The sequence below is a fragment of the Arthrobacter sp. E70 genome (assembly GCF_058266945.1).
Map to the genome: position 1 here is coordinate 136,968 of NZ_JBYQFR010000007.1, position 15,025 is coordinate 151,992.

General features: G+C 66.5%; 15 protein-coding genes. 11 read left to right on the top strand and 4 right to left on the bottom strand.

Annotation, left to right across the window (positions count from 1 at the left end):
• The first annotated feature begins 34 nt into the window (after positions 1-34).
• The 10 genes from lysS to AC3IMC_RS10815 all read left to right on the top strand — a co-directional run bounded on the left by lysS (position 35) and on the right by AC3IMC_RS10815 (position 10,924).
• A complete protein-coding gene (gene lysS, locus AC3IMC_RS10770; RefSeq protein ID WP_490918551.1) occupies positions 35-1,567 on the top strand; it encodes a lysine--tRNA ligase in 1,533 nt (510 codons plus the stop codon).
• Positions 1,568-1,569: 2 nt separating this feature from the next.
• Positions 1,570-1,767, top strand: a complete 198-nt coding sequence (locus AC3IMC_RS10775; protein ID WP_490918552.1) for a hypothetical protein — start codon at positions 1,570-1,572, stop codon at positions 1,765-1,767.
• A 136-nt stretch (positions 1,768-1,903) separates the two neighbouring features.
• The gene (locus AC3IMC_RS10780; RefSeq protein WP_221384706.1) at positions 1,904-2,233 is read left to right on the top strand and encodes a histone-like nucleoid-structuring protein Lsr2; all 330 of its coding nucleotides are present in this window, start codon (positions 1,904-1,906) and stop codon (positions 2,231-2,233) included.
• A 322-nt stretch (positions 2,234-2,555) separates the two neighbouring features.
• On the top strand, positions 2,556-5,048 hold the full coding sequence (locus tag AC3IMC_RS10785; protein ID WP_490918553.1) for an ATP-dependent Clp protease ATP-binding subunit: 2,493 nt from the start codon (positions 2,556-2,558) through the stop codon (positions 5,046-5,048).
• Between the two features lie 360 nt (positions 5,049-5,408).
• The gene (locus AC3IMC_RS10790; RefSeq protein WP_490918554.1) at positions 5,409-7,529 is read left to right on the top strand and encodes a S9 family peptidase; all 2,121 of its coding nucleotides are present in this window, start codon (positions 5,409-5,411) and stop codon (positions 7,527-7,529) included.
• A gap of 20 nt (positions 7,530-7,549) precedes the next feature.
• Complete coding sequence (locus AC3IMC_RS10795) at positions 7,550-8,059, top strand: amino-acid N-acetyltransferase (protein ID WP_490918555.1); 510 nt, start codon at positions 7,550-7,552, stop codon at positions 8,057-8,059.
• Positions 8,060-8,319: 260 nt separating this feature from the next.
• Positions 8,320-9,321: a dihydroxyacetone kinase subunit DhaK gene (gene dhaK / locus AC3IMC_RS10800; RefSeq protein ID WP_490918556.1), complete on the top strand. Its 1,002-nt coding sequence runs from the start codon at positions 8,320-8,322 to the stop codon at positions 9,319-9,321.
• A 2-nt stretch (positions 9,322-9,323) separates the two neighbouring features.
• Complete coding sequence (gene dhaL / locus AC3IMC_RS10805; RefSeq protein WP_490918695.1) at positions 9,324-9,956, top strand: dihydroxyacetone kinase subunit DhaL; 633 nt, start codon at positions 9,324-9,326, stop codon at positions 9,954-9,956.
• Positions 9,953-10,657: a dihydroxyacetone kinase phosphoryl donor subunit DhaM gene (gene dhaM, locus AC3IMC_RS10810; protein WP_490918557.1), complete on the top strand. Its 705-nt coding sequence runs from the start codon at positions 9,953-9,955 to the stop codon at positions 10,655-10,657. The genes dhaL and dhaM overlap by 4 nt, the downstream gene beginning before the upstream one ends.
• 90 nt (positions 10,658-10,747) lie before the next feature.
• A complete protein-coding gene (locus AC3IMC_RS10815; RefSeq protein ID WP_490918558.1) occupies positions 10,748-10,924 on the top strand; it encodes a hypothetical protein in 177 nt (58 codons plus the stop codon).
• Between the two features lie 2 nt (positions 10,925-10,926).
• Here AC3IMC_RS10815 and AC3IMC_RS10820 read toward each other — a convergent pair whose 3' ends face one another.
• The 3 genes from AC3IMC_RS10820 to AC3IMC_RS10830 all read right to left on the bottom strand — a co-directional run bounded on the left by AC3IMC_RS10820 (position 10,927) and on the right by AC3IMC_RS10830 (position 12,828).
• The gene (locus AC3IMC_RS10820) at positions 10,927-11,412 is read right to left on the bottom strand and encodes a hypothetical protein (protein WP_490918559.1); all 486 of its coding nucleotides are present in this window, start codon (positions 11,410-11,412) and stop codon (positions 10,927-10,929) included.
• An 87-nt stretch (positions 11,413-11,499) separates the two neighbouring features.
• Positions 11,500-11,931, bottom strand: a complete 432-nt coding sequence (locus tag AC3IMC_RS10825; protein WP_490918560.1) for a DUF3592 domain-containing protein — start codon at positions 11,929-11,931, stop codon at positions 11,500-11,502.
• 60 nt (positions 11,932-11,991) lie between these two features.
• On the bottom strand, positions 11,992-12,828 hold the full coding sequence (locus tag AC3IMC_RS10830) for an A/G-specific adenine glycosylase (protein WP_490918561.1): 837 nt from the start codon (positions 12,826-12,828) through the stop codon (positions 11,992-11,994).
• Positions 12,829-13,084: 256 nt separating this feature from the next.
• Between AC3IMC_RS10830 and AC3IMC_RS10835 the strand changes: the two genes are divergently transcribed.
• On the top strand, positions 13,085-13,789 hold the full coding sequence (locus AC3IMC_RS10835; RefSeq protein WP_490918562.1) for a hypothetical protein: 705 nt from the start codon (positions 13,085-13,087) through the stop codon (positions 13,787-13,789).
• A gap of 83 nt (positions 13,790-13,872) precedes the next feature.
• Here the strand turns inward: AC3IMC_RS10835 and disA are convergent, their stop codons facing one another.
• Positions 13,873-14,949 (bottom strand): DNA integrity scanning diadenylate cyclase DisA, encoded by a 1,077-nt coding sequence (gene disA, locus AC3IMC_RS10840; RefSeq protein WP_221385160.1) that lies wholly within the window; start codon positions 14,947-14,949, stop codon positions 13,873-13,875.
• Positions 14,950-15,025 lie beyond the last annotated feature (76 nt).

Genomic DNA, 15,025 nt, shown 5'->3' on the forward strand with positions numbered 1-15,025 from the left:
GGCTCCCCGCCTCTGCCCGGTAAACTTGGTGCTTGTGACTTCCCAAAACACCCCCGCGCCCAAGAACGCCCCAGAGCCCGTCGACGCCAGCGAGCAGATGCGGATCCGTATGGAAAAGCGCGCCAAACTTCTTGAGCGCGGCGCGGAGGCGTACCCCGTGGGTGTGGAGCGCACCCATTCCCTCGCTGAGATCCGGGAGAAGTACGCCCACCTCGAGGCGGATGACACCACGGGCGACATCGTGGGCGTTACCGGCCGCGTCGTCTTCGTCCGCAACACCGGAAAGCTCTGCTTCGCCACCCTGCAGGAAGGCGGCACCGACGGCAAGGCAACCCGCCTGCAGGCCATGCTGAGCCTTGCCAACGTCGGGGAGGAAGCGCTCGCCGACTGGAAGGCCCTGGTTGACCTCGGCGACCACGTCTTCATCAAGGGCGAGGTCATCTCGTCCCGCCGCGGCGAGCTGTCCATCATGGCGGATTCCTGGTCCATGGCCTCCAAGGCCCTGCGCCCCCTGCCCGTGCTGCACGCGGACCTGAACGAGGAAACCCGTGTCCGCCAGCGCTACGTGGACCTGATGGTCCGCGACGAGGCCCGCGAAATGGTCTACACCCGCGCTGCCATCACCCGCTCCATCCGCGAGACCCTGTTCCGGCACCGCTACGTGGAAGTGGAAACACCCATCCTGCAGCTGGTCCACGGCGGCGCACTGGCCCGTCCGTTCGAAACCCACATGAACGCCTTCGACCAGAAGATGACCCTGCGCATCGCCACCGAGCTGTACCTCAAGCGTGCAGTGGTGGGCGGGATCGACCGCGTGTACGACATGGGCCGCGTTTTCCGCAACGAAGGCGTGGACTCCACCCACAGCCCCGAGTTCACCACGCTTGAATGCTACGAGGCCTGGGCGGACCAGTTCGTCATGGCCCAGCGGATCAAGGAGATCATCCTCGACGCCGCCGACGCCGTCGGTGCCGGGCGCGTCCTGCAGACCGAGGCGGGGGAGATCAACCTCGACGGCGAGTGGACCTGGCTGGCCGTCTACCCCGGACTTTCCGACGCCGTCGGGCAGGAGGTCACGCCGGACACACCCGTTGAGGTGCTTCGGGAGATCGCCGCCAAGCATGAGGTCAAGGTGGATCCCAAGTGGGATGCCGAAAAGCTGGCCGTTGAACTGTTCGGCGAAATCGTCGAGCCCACCCTGCTGAACCCCACCTTCGTCTACGACTACCCGCCCTCCGCCCAGCCGCTGGCCCGCCCGCACCGCGAGGATGGCCGGCTGATCGAGGCCTGGGACCTCATCATCGGCGGCATGGAACGCGGCACGGCCTTCTCCGAACTGATTGACCCCGTCATCCAGCGCGAGCGGCTCACCGAGCAGTCAATGCACGCGGCGGCCGGCGACGTCGAGGCCATGCAGCTTGACGAGGACTTCCTGCGCGCCCTGGAATACGGCGCTCCGCCCATGGGCGGCATCGGCCTCGGCATCGACCGGCTGGTGATGCTCTTCACCGGCGCCGGAATCCGTGAAACCATCCTGTTTCCCCTGTTGAAGCCCGAAGGGCACTGATCATGGAATACGTAGCAGTTCTTCTTCCCTCCCTGGTGGTGGGCCTGCTGTTCTGGTTTGCCATGAAGGCCATCTTCAACGCGGATAAAGCCGAGCGGCAGGCCGAGGCGCGTGCCCAGGCCGAAGCTGATGCGCTCGGAGCAGCTGCTCCCCGTAAGCCGGCACAGCCCGCTGAGGGTCCGGGCCCCGATTCAAAATAGAAAAACCCCTGCTTTCCGAGTTTATCCCCAAGGAACCATTAGGCGCTTTGACGCGTTGCCAGCATAAGAGTCATACTTTTTTTGGGAAACATCCTGCTTTTCTGAAAACCGACTTTCCAGCAAGAGGAAGACTTTAATGGCACAGAAAGTAAACATCATCCTCGTGGATGATCTGGATGGGGGATCCGCAGACGAGAACGTTAAGTTTGGCCTCGATGGGGTCAACTACGAGATTGACCTCTCGGCAGCCAACGCCGCAGACCTCCGGTCTTCACTCGAGCGGTTTATTGGCGCTGCACGCAAGGCATCCGGTGGCCGTGTCCAGCGGGGCAAGGCACCAACCGGCGGCCGCAGCCACGACTCGGCGCAAATCCGGCAATGGGCACGGGATAACGGCTACACGGTTAACAGCCGCGGCCGAATTCAGGCCGAAATCCAGGAAGCCTACCAAAAGGCAAATTCCTAGGACCGTCTTTAGCCGGACCGAAACCCCGCTTACCGCCGCCAGGCGGGGCGGGGTTTTTCAATTTCCAAAACCGGGGCCGCCACTGTGCCTCCGCGTCGCCTATTTCGGCTTTTTCAAGCACTGGCGTCCCAAGGCTGTTTGTCCCGCCGCGCCGGAAGCTTCCGGGAATCTTCACCCTTGCCAACACGCCCGGGCCGGTCACCGCGGGGCGCCATCGCGGATATTCCCGCGGGCGCCCCGGTTTCCCCTGTGGCGAACACGCTCCACATCGCCGGACCGGCCACGTAGCATCAAAGTACGTCGTAGCTAGGAGTGTGGCGAAATGTTTGAGCGATTTACGGACCGTGCCCGTCGCGTAGTTGTGCTTGCCCAAGAAGAGGCACGCATGCTGAACCACAATTACATCGGTACCGAACACATCCTCTTGGGTCTTATCCATGAGGGTGAGGGCGTTGCCGCCAAAGCTCTTGAGTCCTTGAGCATTTCGCTCGACGGCGTTCGCGAGCAGGTGCAGGAGATCATCGGGCAGGGCCAGCAGGCCCCCTCCGGCCACATCCCCTTCACCCCCCGTGCCAAGAAGGTACTGGAGCTCTCGCTGCGCGAAGCCCTGCAGCTGGGCCACAACTACATTGGCACCGAGCACATCCTGCTCGGCCTGATCCGCGAGGGTGAAGGCGTTGCCGCGCAGGTCCTGGTCAAGCTCGGCGCCGACCTCAACCGGGTCCGCCAGCAGGTCATCCAGCTCCTCTCCGGCTACCAGGGCAAGGAAACCACCGGCGCCGGCGTCGGCGGCGGACAGCCCGAAGGCGCTCCTGCCGGTTCCGTGGTCCTGGACCAGTTTGGCCGCAACCTGACCCAGGCTGCCCGCGAGAACAAGCTGGACCCGGTCATCGGCCGCGAGCAGGAAATGGAACGCGTCATGCAGGTCCTTTCCCGCCGCACCAAGAACAACCCGGTCCTCATCGGTGAGCCCGGCGTCGGCAAGACCGCCGTCGTCGAGGGCCTGGCCCAGGCGATCGTGCGCGGCGACGTCCCGGAGACCATCCGCGACAAGCAGCTCTACACACTCGACCTCGGTTCCCTGGTGGCAGGCTCCCGCTACCGCGGTGACTTCGAAGAGCGCCTGAAGAAGGTCCTCAAGGAGATCCGCACCCGCGGCGACATCATCCTGTTCATCGACGAAATCCACACGCTCGTGGGTGCCGGTGCCGCCGAAGGCGCCATCGATGCAGCCTCGATCTTGAAGCCCATGCTGGCCCGCGGCGAGCTGCAGACCATCGGTGCCACCACGCTGGACGAGTACCGCAAGCACATCGAGAAGGATGCAGCCCTGGAACGCCGCTTCCAGCCGATCCAGGTCAAGGAACCCTCCGTGGCGCACGCCATCGAGATCCTCAAGGGCCTTCGCGACCGGTATGAGGCACACCACCGCGTCACCATCACGGACGGTGCCCTGGCCTCCGCCGCCAGCCTCGCCGAGCGCTACATCTCGGACCGCTTCCTGCCGGACAAGGCCATCGACCTGATCGATGAGGCCGGCGCACGGCTGCGCATCCGCCGGATGACTGCTCCGCCGGAGCTCAAGGCCATGGACGAGCGCATCGCCAAGCTGAAGATGGAGAAGGAATCCGCGATCGACGCGCAGGACTTCGAAGGTGCCGCCGCGCTCCGCGACAAGGAGCAGAAGATGATCTCCGAGCGCGCCGAGAAGGAACGCCACTGGAAGTCCGGCGGCATGGACGACATCTCCGAGGTGGATGAGGATCTCATCGCCGAGGTGCTGGCCAACTCCACGGGCATCCCCGTCTTCAAGCTGACCGAGGAAGAGTCCTCGCGCCTGCTGAAGATGGAAGAGGAACTGCACAAGCGCGTCGTCGGCCAGGACGAGGCCATCAAGGCACTCTCGCAGGCCATCCGCCGGACCCGTGCAGGGCTCAAGGACCCCAAGCGCCCCGGTGGCTCGTTCATCTTCGCCGGCCCCACCGGCGTCGGCAAGACCGAGCTCGCCAAGGCACTCGCCGAGTTCCTGTTCGGTGAAGAGGACGCCCTCATCACGCTGGACATGTCCGAGTACTCCGAGAAGCACACGGTCTCGCGGCTCTTCGGCGCCCCTCCGGGCTACGTGGGCTACGAAGAAGGCGGCCAGCTGACCGAGAAGGTCCGCCGCCGTCCGTTCTCCGTGGTCCTGTTCGACGAAGTGGAAAAGGCACACGCGGACCTCTTCAACTCGCTGCTGCAGATCCTGGAAGACGGCCGCCTGACCGACTCCCAGGGCCGCGTAGTGGACTTCAAGAACACCGTGATCATCATGACCACCAACCTGGGCACCCGGGACATCTCCAAGAGTGTCGCCACCGGCTTCCAGTCCGGCACCGACACGCAGACCGGCTACAACCGCATGCGTGCCCGTGTCACGGAGGAACTCAAGCAGCACTTCCGCCCCGAGTTCCTGAACCGTGTTGACGACGTCGTGGTGTTCCCGCAGCTCACCCAGGACGAGATCATCGAGATCGTGGACCTGTTCGTGACCCGCCTCGAGAAGCGCCTCAAGGACAAGGACATGGGCATCGAACTGACCAAGGCCGCCAAGGTGCTCCTGGCAACCCGCGGCTACGACCCCGCCATGGGTGCCCGGCCGCTGCGCCGGACCATCCAGCGCGAGATCGAGGACCAGCTGTCCGAGAAGATCCTGTTCGGCGAGATCCACCCCGGCGACATCGTCGTCGTGGATGTCGAAGGCGAAGGCGACGACGCGAAGTTCACCTTCGCCGGCAACGCCAAGCCGCGCATCCCGGAAATCGCCCCGAGCGTCTAAGCGCTACAGCCAAGGCCCCGCCACTCCAAAAAGGAGCGGCGGGGCTTTCGCTTTGCCCTCTTCATCCTGTCAGTGGTTCAGTACGGCGGCGGGCGGCAGAGATTTACCGGCGCCTGCTCGTTCCTCGCTTTGACGGCGCCTACATAAATCCCTGCCGTCCGCCACCTCGTGCACTGGCGGGCGTCAAGCGAAGCGCAGGTGCCGGGGTCATTTGTGTAGCTTGCGTCAAAGCGAGGAACGAGCAGCAAGCGGCAAATGGCGCCGGTGGCGGCGCGCCCCAGCCCCACCGGATCCAACGCATCAGCGTGTCGGCTTCAGCAGGTTTGTGACGGGCAGCACAAAACGTGTTGAATCGGGGACATGGCTAATCAGAATCCGGCGATCCCGGACGAGCAACCACTGACCCCTTTCCACGACCTCGACCACTACCTGTCCATCCCGCGGGTAAGCGGCCTGGCCCTGAGCCCGGACGGTTCCCGGCTTGTCACCACCGTCAGCACCCTGAACGGCAAGGGCACCGAGTTCGCCACGGCGCTGTGGGAACTGGACCCGGCCGGGCAGAAGCATGCCCGGCGCATCACCCGCAGTGCCAAAGGTGAAGCGGGAGCAGCCTTCGCTGCCAACGGTGACGTCTACTTCACGTCCGCGCGCCCGGACCCGGACAGCCCCGACGAGGAGCCGGTCAACGCCCTGTGGCTGCTTCCGGCCGACGGCGGCGAAGCCCGGGTGGTGCTCAACCGGCCGGGCGGGGTCGGCAAGGTAATTACGGCCAGGTACGCGGACGCGGCCTTCGTGACAGCCGAGGTGCTGGCAGGTTCCACCGATGAGCAGGACGACGCAGAACGGCGCAAGTCCCGCAAGGACAAGAAGGTTTCGGCCATCCTGCACAGCGAATACCCGGTCCGCTACTGGGACGCGGACCTGGGCCCGGGCCAGCCGAGGATCTTCGCCGTGGAACAGGGCGAGGACAAGTCGCCTGGCAAACCGGCAACCGTGGATGCCGCCGCGCCACTGGTCCTGCGGAACCTTACGACCGACGCCGGACCGCGGCTGCGGGAAGCGGAAACGGTAGTCAGCCCGGATGGAAAGACGGTCTACACGAGCTACACCAAACCCTTGGCGAAGGCGGACAGCCGTTCGGTGCTCGTGGCCGTGGACGTCAGCTCCGGCAGCCTCAAGGTGCTGCTGGACCGGGAGGGTATGAGCTACTTTCCGGGCCCCGTCAGCCCCGACGGCCGGACGCTCGTCGTGGTCAGCGAGAGCGATTCCACACCGCTGCAGGCCCCGGAGATCAGGATGCACCTCCTGGACGTCTCCGGCGAGACCGCCGGGGATGCCCGGCTGCAGCCCCTGGCCCACGACTGGGACCGCTGGCCCAAGCCGGCAGCCTGGCTTCCGGACGGCTCCGGCGTCCTGGTCACGGCGGACGACGACGGCGCGTCGCCGGTTTTCCGGGTCAGCGTTCCGTCGGCTGCCGCTGAAGTAGGCGTCACCAGGGTGACGCAGGACGCCGCCGCCTATTCCGACGTCGTGGTTTCCCCTGAGGGGAGGCACGCCTATGCGCTGCGAAGTTCCTACGCTTTCCCTCCGGAAGCCGTGCGCATCGACCTGGCAACAGGGGAAGCTACCCGCCTGCCGGCACCCGCTGAACGGCCGCACTGCCCGGGCCGGCTGGAACGCATCGCCGCAACCGCTGCTGACGGCGCCCGCGTCCCGGCCTACCTCGCACTGCCGGAAGGTGCTTCGCCTGATGGGCCCGCACCATTGCTCCTGTGGATCCATGGCGGCCCGCTCGGGTCCTGGAATGCCTGGACGTGGCGCTGGAACCCGTGGCTGCTGACGGCCAAGGGCTACGCGGTGCTGCTGCCGGACCCTGCGCTGTCCACCGGGTACGGGCAGTCGTACATCCAGCGCGGCTGGGGAGCATGGGGCAAAGCGCCTTTCAGCGACCTCATGGCAGTGGCCGATGCAGCCGTGGAGCGCGCGGATATTGACGGGACCCGGACCGCGGCGATGGGCGGCTCCTTCGGCGGCTACATGGCCAACTGGGTGGCGGGCAACACGGACCGCTTCAAGGCCATCGTGACGCACGCGAGCCTCTGGGCGCTGGACCAGTTCGGGCCCACCACCGATGCCTCCCAGTACTGGCTTAAGGAAATGACCGAGGAGATGGCGCTGGAGAACTCCCCGCACCTGCATGCGGAGAACATCGGCACGCCCATGCTGGTGATCCACGGCGACAAGGACTACCGGGTTCCCATCGGTGAGGGCCTGCGGCTCTGGTACGAACTCCTCGCCAAATCCCGGCTGGCGGCAGACCAGGACGGGCAGACTCCGCACCGCTTCCTGTACTTCCCGGATGAGAACCACTGGGTCCTCCAGCCCCAGCACGCGAAGGTCTGGTACCAGGTGGTGGAGTGGTTCCTGGCGAGGCACGTGCTGGGCCAGGAGAACGAACTGCCGGCTGAGCTGGGGCTCTAGCCGGGCCGTAGGATGGCTTTGTGACCGATTCCTTCCACATCCGCCCCGCACGCACCAGCGACGTTCCTGCAATCAAGAGGCTCGTGGCGCCCCTGGCCGAAGAGCGGATCCTGATGGCCAAGGAAACGGTGGCGTACTACGAGAGCCTCCAGGAGTTCCGGATCGCCGAGTCCAGCGACGGCGAAATGATCGGCTGCGGCGCACTGCACGTCATGTGGGAAGACCTTGCTGAGATCCGCACCCTTGCCGCGTCCGGGGAGTGGCGCGGCAAAGGGGTGGGGCACGTCTTGGTGGAGAGCCTGCTGGATGAGGCGCGGGCACTGGGAGTGACGCGCGTCTTCTGCCTCACCTTCGAGGTGGATTTCTTCAAGCGCCACGGCTTCGAGGTGATGGCGGACCAGTCTGCGGTTGATCCGGAGGTGTACTCCGAGCTCCTCCGCTCCCACGATGAGGGCGTGGCGGAATTTCTGGACCTGGCGAGGGTGAAGCCCAACACCCTCGGCAACACGCGGATGATCCGCGTCCTCTGACCCCATCCCCAGGCTGGCGGCAGACAGCCATGTTGGCATTACTCGATTTGATGGATAAACTGTTTCCGGCCGGATGTGGGGGGCCTCAGGAAAGGGACAGTCATTGGGGGCTGTCCCTTTGCTGCATCCCGTTCCCGCGGCCGGGCCGCCTACCAGCGTTTCGGGGCCAAAACCGCAGGCCGGACGAACCTACCGTTAGCTGCGGCGGCGGTAGTAGGGTCGGACACACATCCTTCAGGAGCACAGCCAGGAGCACCGCCATGAAGAAACTCATCAACGATCCCAAATCAGTCGTCCAGGAATCTGTGCAGGGCTTTGGCCTGGCCCACGCGGGACTGGTGACCGTCAGCGAAGACCCCATCTACATCACGCGCAAGGATGCGCCGGTGGCCGGCAAGGTGGGGCTCGTCTCCGGCGGCGGCAGCGGGCACGAACCACTGCACGCCGGTTACGTTGGAAAGGGAATGCTGGACGCCGCCGTGCCGGGGGCTGTGTTCACTTCGCCCACGCCGGACCAGATCCTCCCTGCCACCCTCGCTGTGAACTCAGGTGCCGGCGTCGTGCACATCGTCAAGAACTACACCGGCGACGTCCTGAACTTCGAAACTGCCGCGGAACTGGCCGAGGCCGAAGGCGTCAGCGTCCGTACTGTGCTGGTCAATGACGACGTGGCAGTGGAAGATTCCTTGTATACGGCCGGTCGGCGCGGAGTGGGCGGCACCGTCCTCGTGGAGAAGATAGCGGGTGCAGCTGCGGAGCGGGGCGACGGCCTGGAAGCCGTTGCCGCCATCGGCGAGCGGGTCAACGCCAACGTCCGGACCATGGGGGTCGCGCTGACTGCATGTACGGTGCCCCACGCCGGCACCCCCAGTTTCGACCTCGACGAAAACGAGATCGAGATTGGCATCGGCATCCATGGTGAACCCGGGCGGCACCGCATCCCGATGGAGAACGCGGACGGCATCACGGACCGCCTGCTGGAACCCGTCCTGGCCGACCTGAGAATCACTGGCGGGGACAGGGTGCTGCTCTTCGTCAACGGCATGGGCGGCACCCCGCTCAGCGAGCTGTACATCGTCTACCGCCGTGCAACACAGGTGCTCGCGGACGCCGGGGCAACCGTGGACCGCTCCCTGGTGGGCAACTACATCACCTCGCTGGAGATGCAGGGCTGTTCCATCTCGGTGCTCCGGCTCGACGACGAGCTTACGGCACTGTGGGACGCGCCGGTGCATACGGCCGCCCTGCGGTGGGGCCTGTGACCGTGGTCCTGGACGTCAACTGGACGGTGAAGTGGCTGACCCTCTGCGCGCAGGCCATGGCTGAACACCGCATTGAGCTGATCGAGCTTGACCGGGCCATCGGAGACTCCGACCACGGCGAAAACATGGACCGCGGGTTCCAGGCCGTCCTGGCCAAGCTTGATGAGGCCACCCCGGAAACGCCCGGAGCTGCGCTGAAGATGACGGCGATGACGCTCATGGCCAAGGTTGGCGGCGCCGCCGGTCCGCTCTACGGCACGGCCTTCCTGCGTGCGGCCACCGCTGTGGGGGACGCGGCCGAGGTGGAACCCGCCGCCTGGGCGCTCGCCTTGGCGGCTGCACGGGATGGCATTGTGGCGCGGGGGAAGGCGGAACCCGGGGACAAGACCATGGTGGATGCCTGGACCCCGGCCGTTGACGCGGCGCGTGCAGCCGCCGACGGCGGAAGCCCGGACGTCCTCGGCGTCCTGGTGGCCGCGGCGGAGGCAGCGGAGGCCGGGGCGGTGGCCACCGATCCGCTCATTGCACGCAAAGGCCGCGCCAGTTACCTGGGTGAGCGCAGTGCCGGGCACCGGGACCCCGGCGCGGTCTCCACGGCCCTGATCCTGCGCGCTGCTGTCGGGGCGGCTGCGTGAGCGTAAGCATCGTTGTGGTCTCCCACAGCGAAAAGATTGCCGACGGCGCCGTGGAACTTGCCGCCCAAATGGCGCCCGACGTCGTCATCCTGCCTGCCGGGGGCACCGACGACGGGAGGATCGGCACCAGCCTGGAAAAGGTCCTGGCCGCCCTTGAACAGGCACTGCAACAGGCTGGCGGGGGCGGCGCCGTGGTCATCACCGACCTCGGATCGGCGGTCATGACTGCTGAAGCGGCGCTTGAGTTCATGGGAGACCCGCCGGATGCGGTGCTGGCGGAAGCCCCGCTGGTGGAGGGACTGGTGGCCGCCGCGGTAGCTGCCCAGGGCGGGGCGGACGTCCAGGCGGTCAAACGTGCCGCGGAGGCGGTTCGTGGTCCTGCCGGCCGTCCGGAGCCCTCCCCGCCTGAGGTGGTCCCGGAAGGGCCTGCCACCGGAGCTGCGCCTAAGTGCAGCGGAGACTTCGAGCTGGTGAACCAGGCGGGCATGCACGCCCGGCCGGCTGCCAAGATCGCCGGCGGACTGGCTTCACTTGACGCCGAAGTAACAGTCAACGGGGTCGACGGTGCCTCCATGACGGCGCTGATGATGCTCGCCGCGGGCAAGGGATCCGTGCTGCACGTTGAGGCGTGGGGCGTGGACGCGGAACGTGCCGTGAACTACGTGGGCGGCCTGGTCCAGGCAGGGTTCGGCGAACCCTGACTGCTTCCCGGAGCGGTGGCTGTGCCCGATTCAGGGACCGGCGGTGTGTTCCGGGCACCACCGCGGCCTTCTGCGCATAAGCTCGATGCCATGGAACGGCCCCACCCCGAAGACAACGCCCAGGAAATTGAAGTACTGGACGGGCAGACGTCCGTGGAGGAGCTGCTGGCCGACCTTGGCTTCGAATGGAACCCGGATTCCGCAGCGGGCGACGCCGGTACCGGTACGCCGGCCGGCGACTTGTTCAACCAGCCGGCTCTCTTCTAGCATCAGCCGCTTTCCCGCAGCCCCGTGCTGTCCAGGGTGACCGACGCCGTGAGGAACTTGCCGCACTGATCGCCGAACGGGTAGACAGCCCGCGGCTTGAACTGCAGGGTGCGGACCGGCAACGCTGATCCGTCAGGGCCGGTGCCGGATGCCGTGACCGTCATGGCGGATTCCGTCAGCGCGTCAAGCATCAGCGTCCCAACGCGGGTGCCGTCGGGTGAGGCGGTGGCGGAACAGGCGCCCTCGGGATTGCAGCCCTGATCCACTGAGGCGGTCCCGGGACGCAATTCCAGGTCCCCTTCCTTGCAGTTACTGTCCTGGCAGGCCCGCAGATGAAGGGTTCCTACCTGGGACGCGTAGCTGGCGGTGACGGTGACCGAAACCGCGGTGGCCTGCGCGATTGCCGGGCAGGCGCTGGCGCCGGGCCCGCAGCCGGAGACGAGCGCCGTCGTCGCGATCCATGCCAAAAGCAGCCCCTGCCTGCGCATACTCCCAGCGTACGGCCGCCGAAGGCGGGGCGGTTGGGAAGCCGAAAAGTGACACCGGCATTGTTACCTGCCCGGTGAACGCGGGCGTCAGCCGATGGGGAAGATGCTGATGAACCAGAACAGTGCGACGGCGAAGACCGCGAAAAACGCAATCAGGCAGCCCACGGCTGTGCGCGGCTCGGAAGACACCTGGAGCGACTCGCTCGGGTTGGCGGGGTTGTAAGCGACCTCGATGAGCGAGCCCGGCAGCGGCTGCTCCACTCCGGAGATCTCGGATTTGCCCATGAAAAGGGTGCCGTGCGGGTCAGTGAACTGGTAGGTGGGGTAGTAGCGCAGGTTTCGGTTTGAGCCGCCCACGCCGCTGGTCCACCCGGTGGTGCTGCCGGTGACGGTTGCCTGGGCCTTGGGCCAGCCCGACATCAGCTGCGCCTGGCGTTTCGTCCTGCGCGTGGCCCGGACCAGCGAATAGATCGTGCCCGCAACGAACAGCGCCCACACAATGTACAGAATGATCTTCATGGCTTCCCCCGGTTCCGGTCACCAAGAAGTATGCCATCCGTGCCCGCACCCGCCGGAGGGTCAGGCTGGAAGCCGGTAGCCGCCGTCGTGCATCTCTGCGAGCCCGTCCGCCAGCAGTCCCGCCAGCGCGCGTTCCAGCTGCTCGGGAGCGGTGTTGAGCCCGTGCAGGGCGGCAAGGGGCACCCCGATGCCGTCCGCGGCGAAGCCGAGATCAGCGGGTTCGCGGTGGAACATGTCAGGCGGCACGGGCGTGTCCGCCAGCCTCAGCACGGCCATGACAGCGCCGCGGACCTGGCGGTCGGTGCCGTGCCAAGCCTGCCCCTTGGGGACATACGACGGCGGCGGCTCACCCGCCGCGAGCCAGGCACAGGAGTCTTTCACGGGGCAGTCGCCGCACTTTGGGGCGCGGGCGGTGCATACCAGGGCCCCGAGCTCCATGACCGCAGCGTTCCACTGGACGGAGGTGGCGTCGTCGTCTGGCAGGAGGGAGGCGGCAAGGCGCATTTCCGCCGCGGTCAGCGCCGCTGCCGGAAGCGCGGTACCGGAAAAAAGCCGGGCTTGCACCCGCCGGATGTTGGTGTCCACCACTGTTTCCCGGCGGCCGTAGGCGAAGGCCGCCACCGCCGCTGCCGTGTAACTGCCCACGCCGGGAAGGGCCAGCAGTTCGGCATAGGTGTCCGGCACCTTTCCCCCGTGGTCCTGCACGATCGCGGCGGCCGCGGCATGCAACCGCAGGGCCCGCCGCGGATAACCGAGACGGCCCCAGGAACGCACCGCCTCGCCGGCAGGTTCACCCGCGAGGCCCGCGGGGGTGGGCCAGCGCTTGAGCCACTCGTGCCAGACCGGCAGGACCCTGACAACGGGAGTCTGCTGCAGCATGATTTCGCTGACGAGCACGCCCCAGGCCGAGCAGGAGGGCTCGCGCCAGGGCAGGTCCCGGGCAGTTTCTGCGAACCAGGTGTTGATCCGGGTGTGGAGCGACGGCAGCTCATCCGGGGTGACGGGCGGCGCGGTCAGGAGGGAGGTTTGAGTGTCGATCCCAACACTGTAATGGATGCCGTCCGGCCCGCGGAAAACCGGATGTGATCCACGCGTTGGCCGCCCGGCGGCGTGGTGGCGGGGAAGAACCGAAGGTGTTCCCTAGCCTAGGAGGATGGGCAGGCAGGGCGATTCATCAACACGCAAGGCATCCGGTTCCAGCAGCGTCCGGAAGCCGAGCGCGGCCGTGTACCGTCGGCGCCGGCTGGTGGTTGGCGGGGCGCTCCTGCTGGTGATCGCGCTGGTGGTCGGCGGTTTCGCCATAGCCGGGGCCTTCAAGGCCGGCTCGGAGCAGGCGTCGTCCACCCGGACCAGTTCCCCTGACCCCGCTGCACCCTCTGCTTCAGCCAGCCCGGCTGCGGCCACCCCTTCTGCGTCAGCTTCCGCAACCCCCTCCGCCACGCCGTCGCCCAGCCCCTCCGTCACGCCGGCCTGCAACCAGAACCTGGTGACTGTCGCGGCTTCCACGGACAAACCGGCCTACGGTGCCGGGGAGAACCCCATGCTGACCTTGAAGGTGACCAACGGCGGCACCGTCCCCTGCGAAGTCAACATCGGGACCTCGCAGATGGAGTTCCTGGTGACCAGCGGCTCGGACCGGATCTTCTCGTCGAAGGACTGCCAGGCGTCCAGCGATGACCTGGTGAAGGTGATCGCACCGGGCGCCAGCGAGACGGCCAACTTCCCCTGGTCACGGACGCGGAGTGCGGAGGGCTGCAAGGCAGTTACCGCGGCACCGGGCGGCGGCGGGGCGTACTACATCTTCACCGCGAAACTCGGTTCGCGGGCAAGCCCAAAGGCAGTCTTCCAGCTGAACTGAGGGCCCAACACCCATCGATTGCTGAGTATATGCCGTTTTCAGGGTTCAAAACGGCATTTACGGAGCAACCGATGGGGTGATTCTTACAGGAAGCGGTCCAGGAGGCTGGCCTCGGCCATCCGGCTCAGGCCCTCGCGGACGGTGCGGGCACGCTGGTCGCCGATGCCGTCAACGGTCATGAGGTCGTCGATGGTGGCCGCCATGAGGAACTGCAGGCCGCCGAAGTGGTCCACCAGGCGGTCCGCGACCGCCTTCGGAACCGCCTTCAGGCCGGACAGCAGGCGGTAGCCGCGGGGCTGCACCACGGCGTCCAGATTCGCTTCACCGCCGGCGAAGCCCACGATTCCGGAGATCTTGCCCAGGTCGATCAGCTCGGTGGGCCCCAGGTTCACCAGTTCGCTGACCGCTTTGTCGATGTCCTCCGCCGAGGTGTTGGGGCTGGCGTAGTCGCGGATGATGACGTCGCTGCCCGGCCCCCTGCCCACGGTGAGTTCATCGAGCTGGAGCGAGAGGAGCCGGCCGTCCTCGCCCAGTTCCAGCACATACTGTGAAATCTCTTCCGAAATGCGGCGCACCATTTCCTGGCGCTGCAGGGTGACGGCCACGTCCCTGACTGTCACCATGGCTTCGATTTCCAGGGCGGAAAGGGAACTGGTGACCTGGTCCAGGCGGGCGCGGTAGCGTTCGAGGGTGGCGAGGGCCTGGTTGGCGCGCGCAAGGACGTTTTCCGAACCCTCCAGCACGTGCCGCAACCCGTTCACATACAGCGCGATGATCTGCATGGACTGGCTCACCGAGATCACCGGCACGCCGGTCTGCTTGGCCACGCGCTCGGCGGTGCGGTGGCGGGTTCCGGACTCCTGCGTTTCAATACTCGAATCGGGAACCAGCTGCACGGCGGCGCGGAGGATGTTCCCGGCGTCCTTGTCGCAGATGATGGCGCCGTCCATCTTGGCCAGCTCGCGCAGGCGCGTGGGCGAGAACTCGATGCCGATATCGAAGCCGCCCGAGCAGATCGAATCGATGGTGCGGTCCGAGCCCAGGACGATCAGGGCGCCGGTGCGGCCGCGGAGGATCCGCTCCAGTCCGTCGCGAAGGGGTGTTCCGGGTGCCACCCGGCCCAGAGTGGCCCTCAGCGATTCTTCGGGGCTCCGCGCCATAGGTGTATCCCTTCAAAGGTGCGGACCGCCGCCCGCAGAAAATGCCGGCTCGCACAGGTGGCCGGCAGGATCAAAA

What these genes read in the sequence shown, in the direction of transcription:
- disA (WP_221385160.1), bottom strand. Translation starts at nt 14,949, where the DNA reads ATGGCGCGGAGCCCCGAAGAATCGCTGAGGGCCACTCTGGGCCGGGTG.
- AC3IMC_RS10835 (WP_490918562.1), top strand. Translation starts at nt 13,085, where the DNA reads ATGGGCAGGCAGGGCGATTCATCAACACGCAAGGCATCCGGTTCCAGC.
- AC3IMC_RS10820 (WP_490918559.1), bottom strand. Translation starts at nt 11,412, where the DNA reads ATGCGCAGGCAGGGGCTGCTTTTGGCATGGATCGCGACGACGGCGCTC.
- AC3IMC_RS10785 (WP_490918553.1), top strand. Translation starts at nt 2,556, where the DNA reads ATGTTTGAGCGATTTACGGACCGTGCCCGTCGCGTAGTTGTGCTTGCC.
- AC3IMC_RS10825 (WP_490918560.1), bottom strand. Translation starts at nt 11,931, where the DNA reads ATGAAGATCATTCTGTACATTGTGTGGGCGCTGTTCGTTGCGGGCACG.
- dhaK (WP_490918556.1), top strand. Translation starts at nt 8,320, where the DNA reads ATGAAGAAACTCATCAACGATCCCAAATCAGTCGTCCAGGAATCTGTG.
- AC3IMC_RS10775 (WP_490918552.1), top strand. Translation starts at nt 1,570, where the DNA reads ATGGAATACGTAGCAGTTCTTCTTCCCTCCCTGGTGGTGGGCCTGCTG.
- AC3IMC_RS10780 (WP_221384706.1), top strand. Translation starts at nt 1,904, where the DNA reads ATGGCACAGAAAGTAAACATCATCCTCGTGGATGATCTGGATGGGGGA.
- AC3IMC_RS10790 (WP_490918554.1), top strand. Translation starts at nt 5,409, where the DNA reads ATGGCTAATCAGAATCCGGCGATCCCGGACGAGCAACCACTGACCCCT.
- AC3IMC_RS10815 (WP_490918558.1), top strand. Translation starts at nt 10,748, where the DNA reads ATGGAACGGCCCCACCCCGAAGACAACGCCCAGGAAATTGAAGTACTG.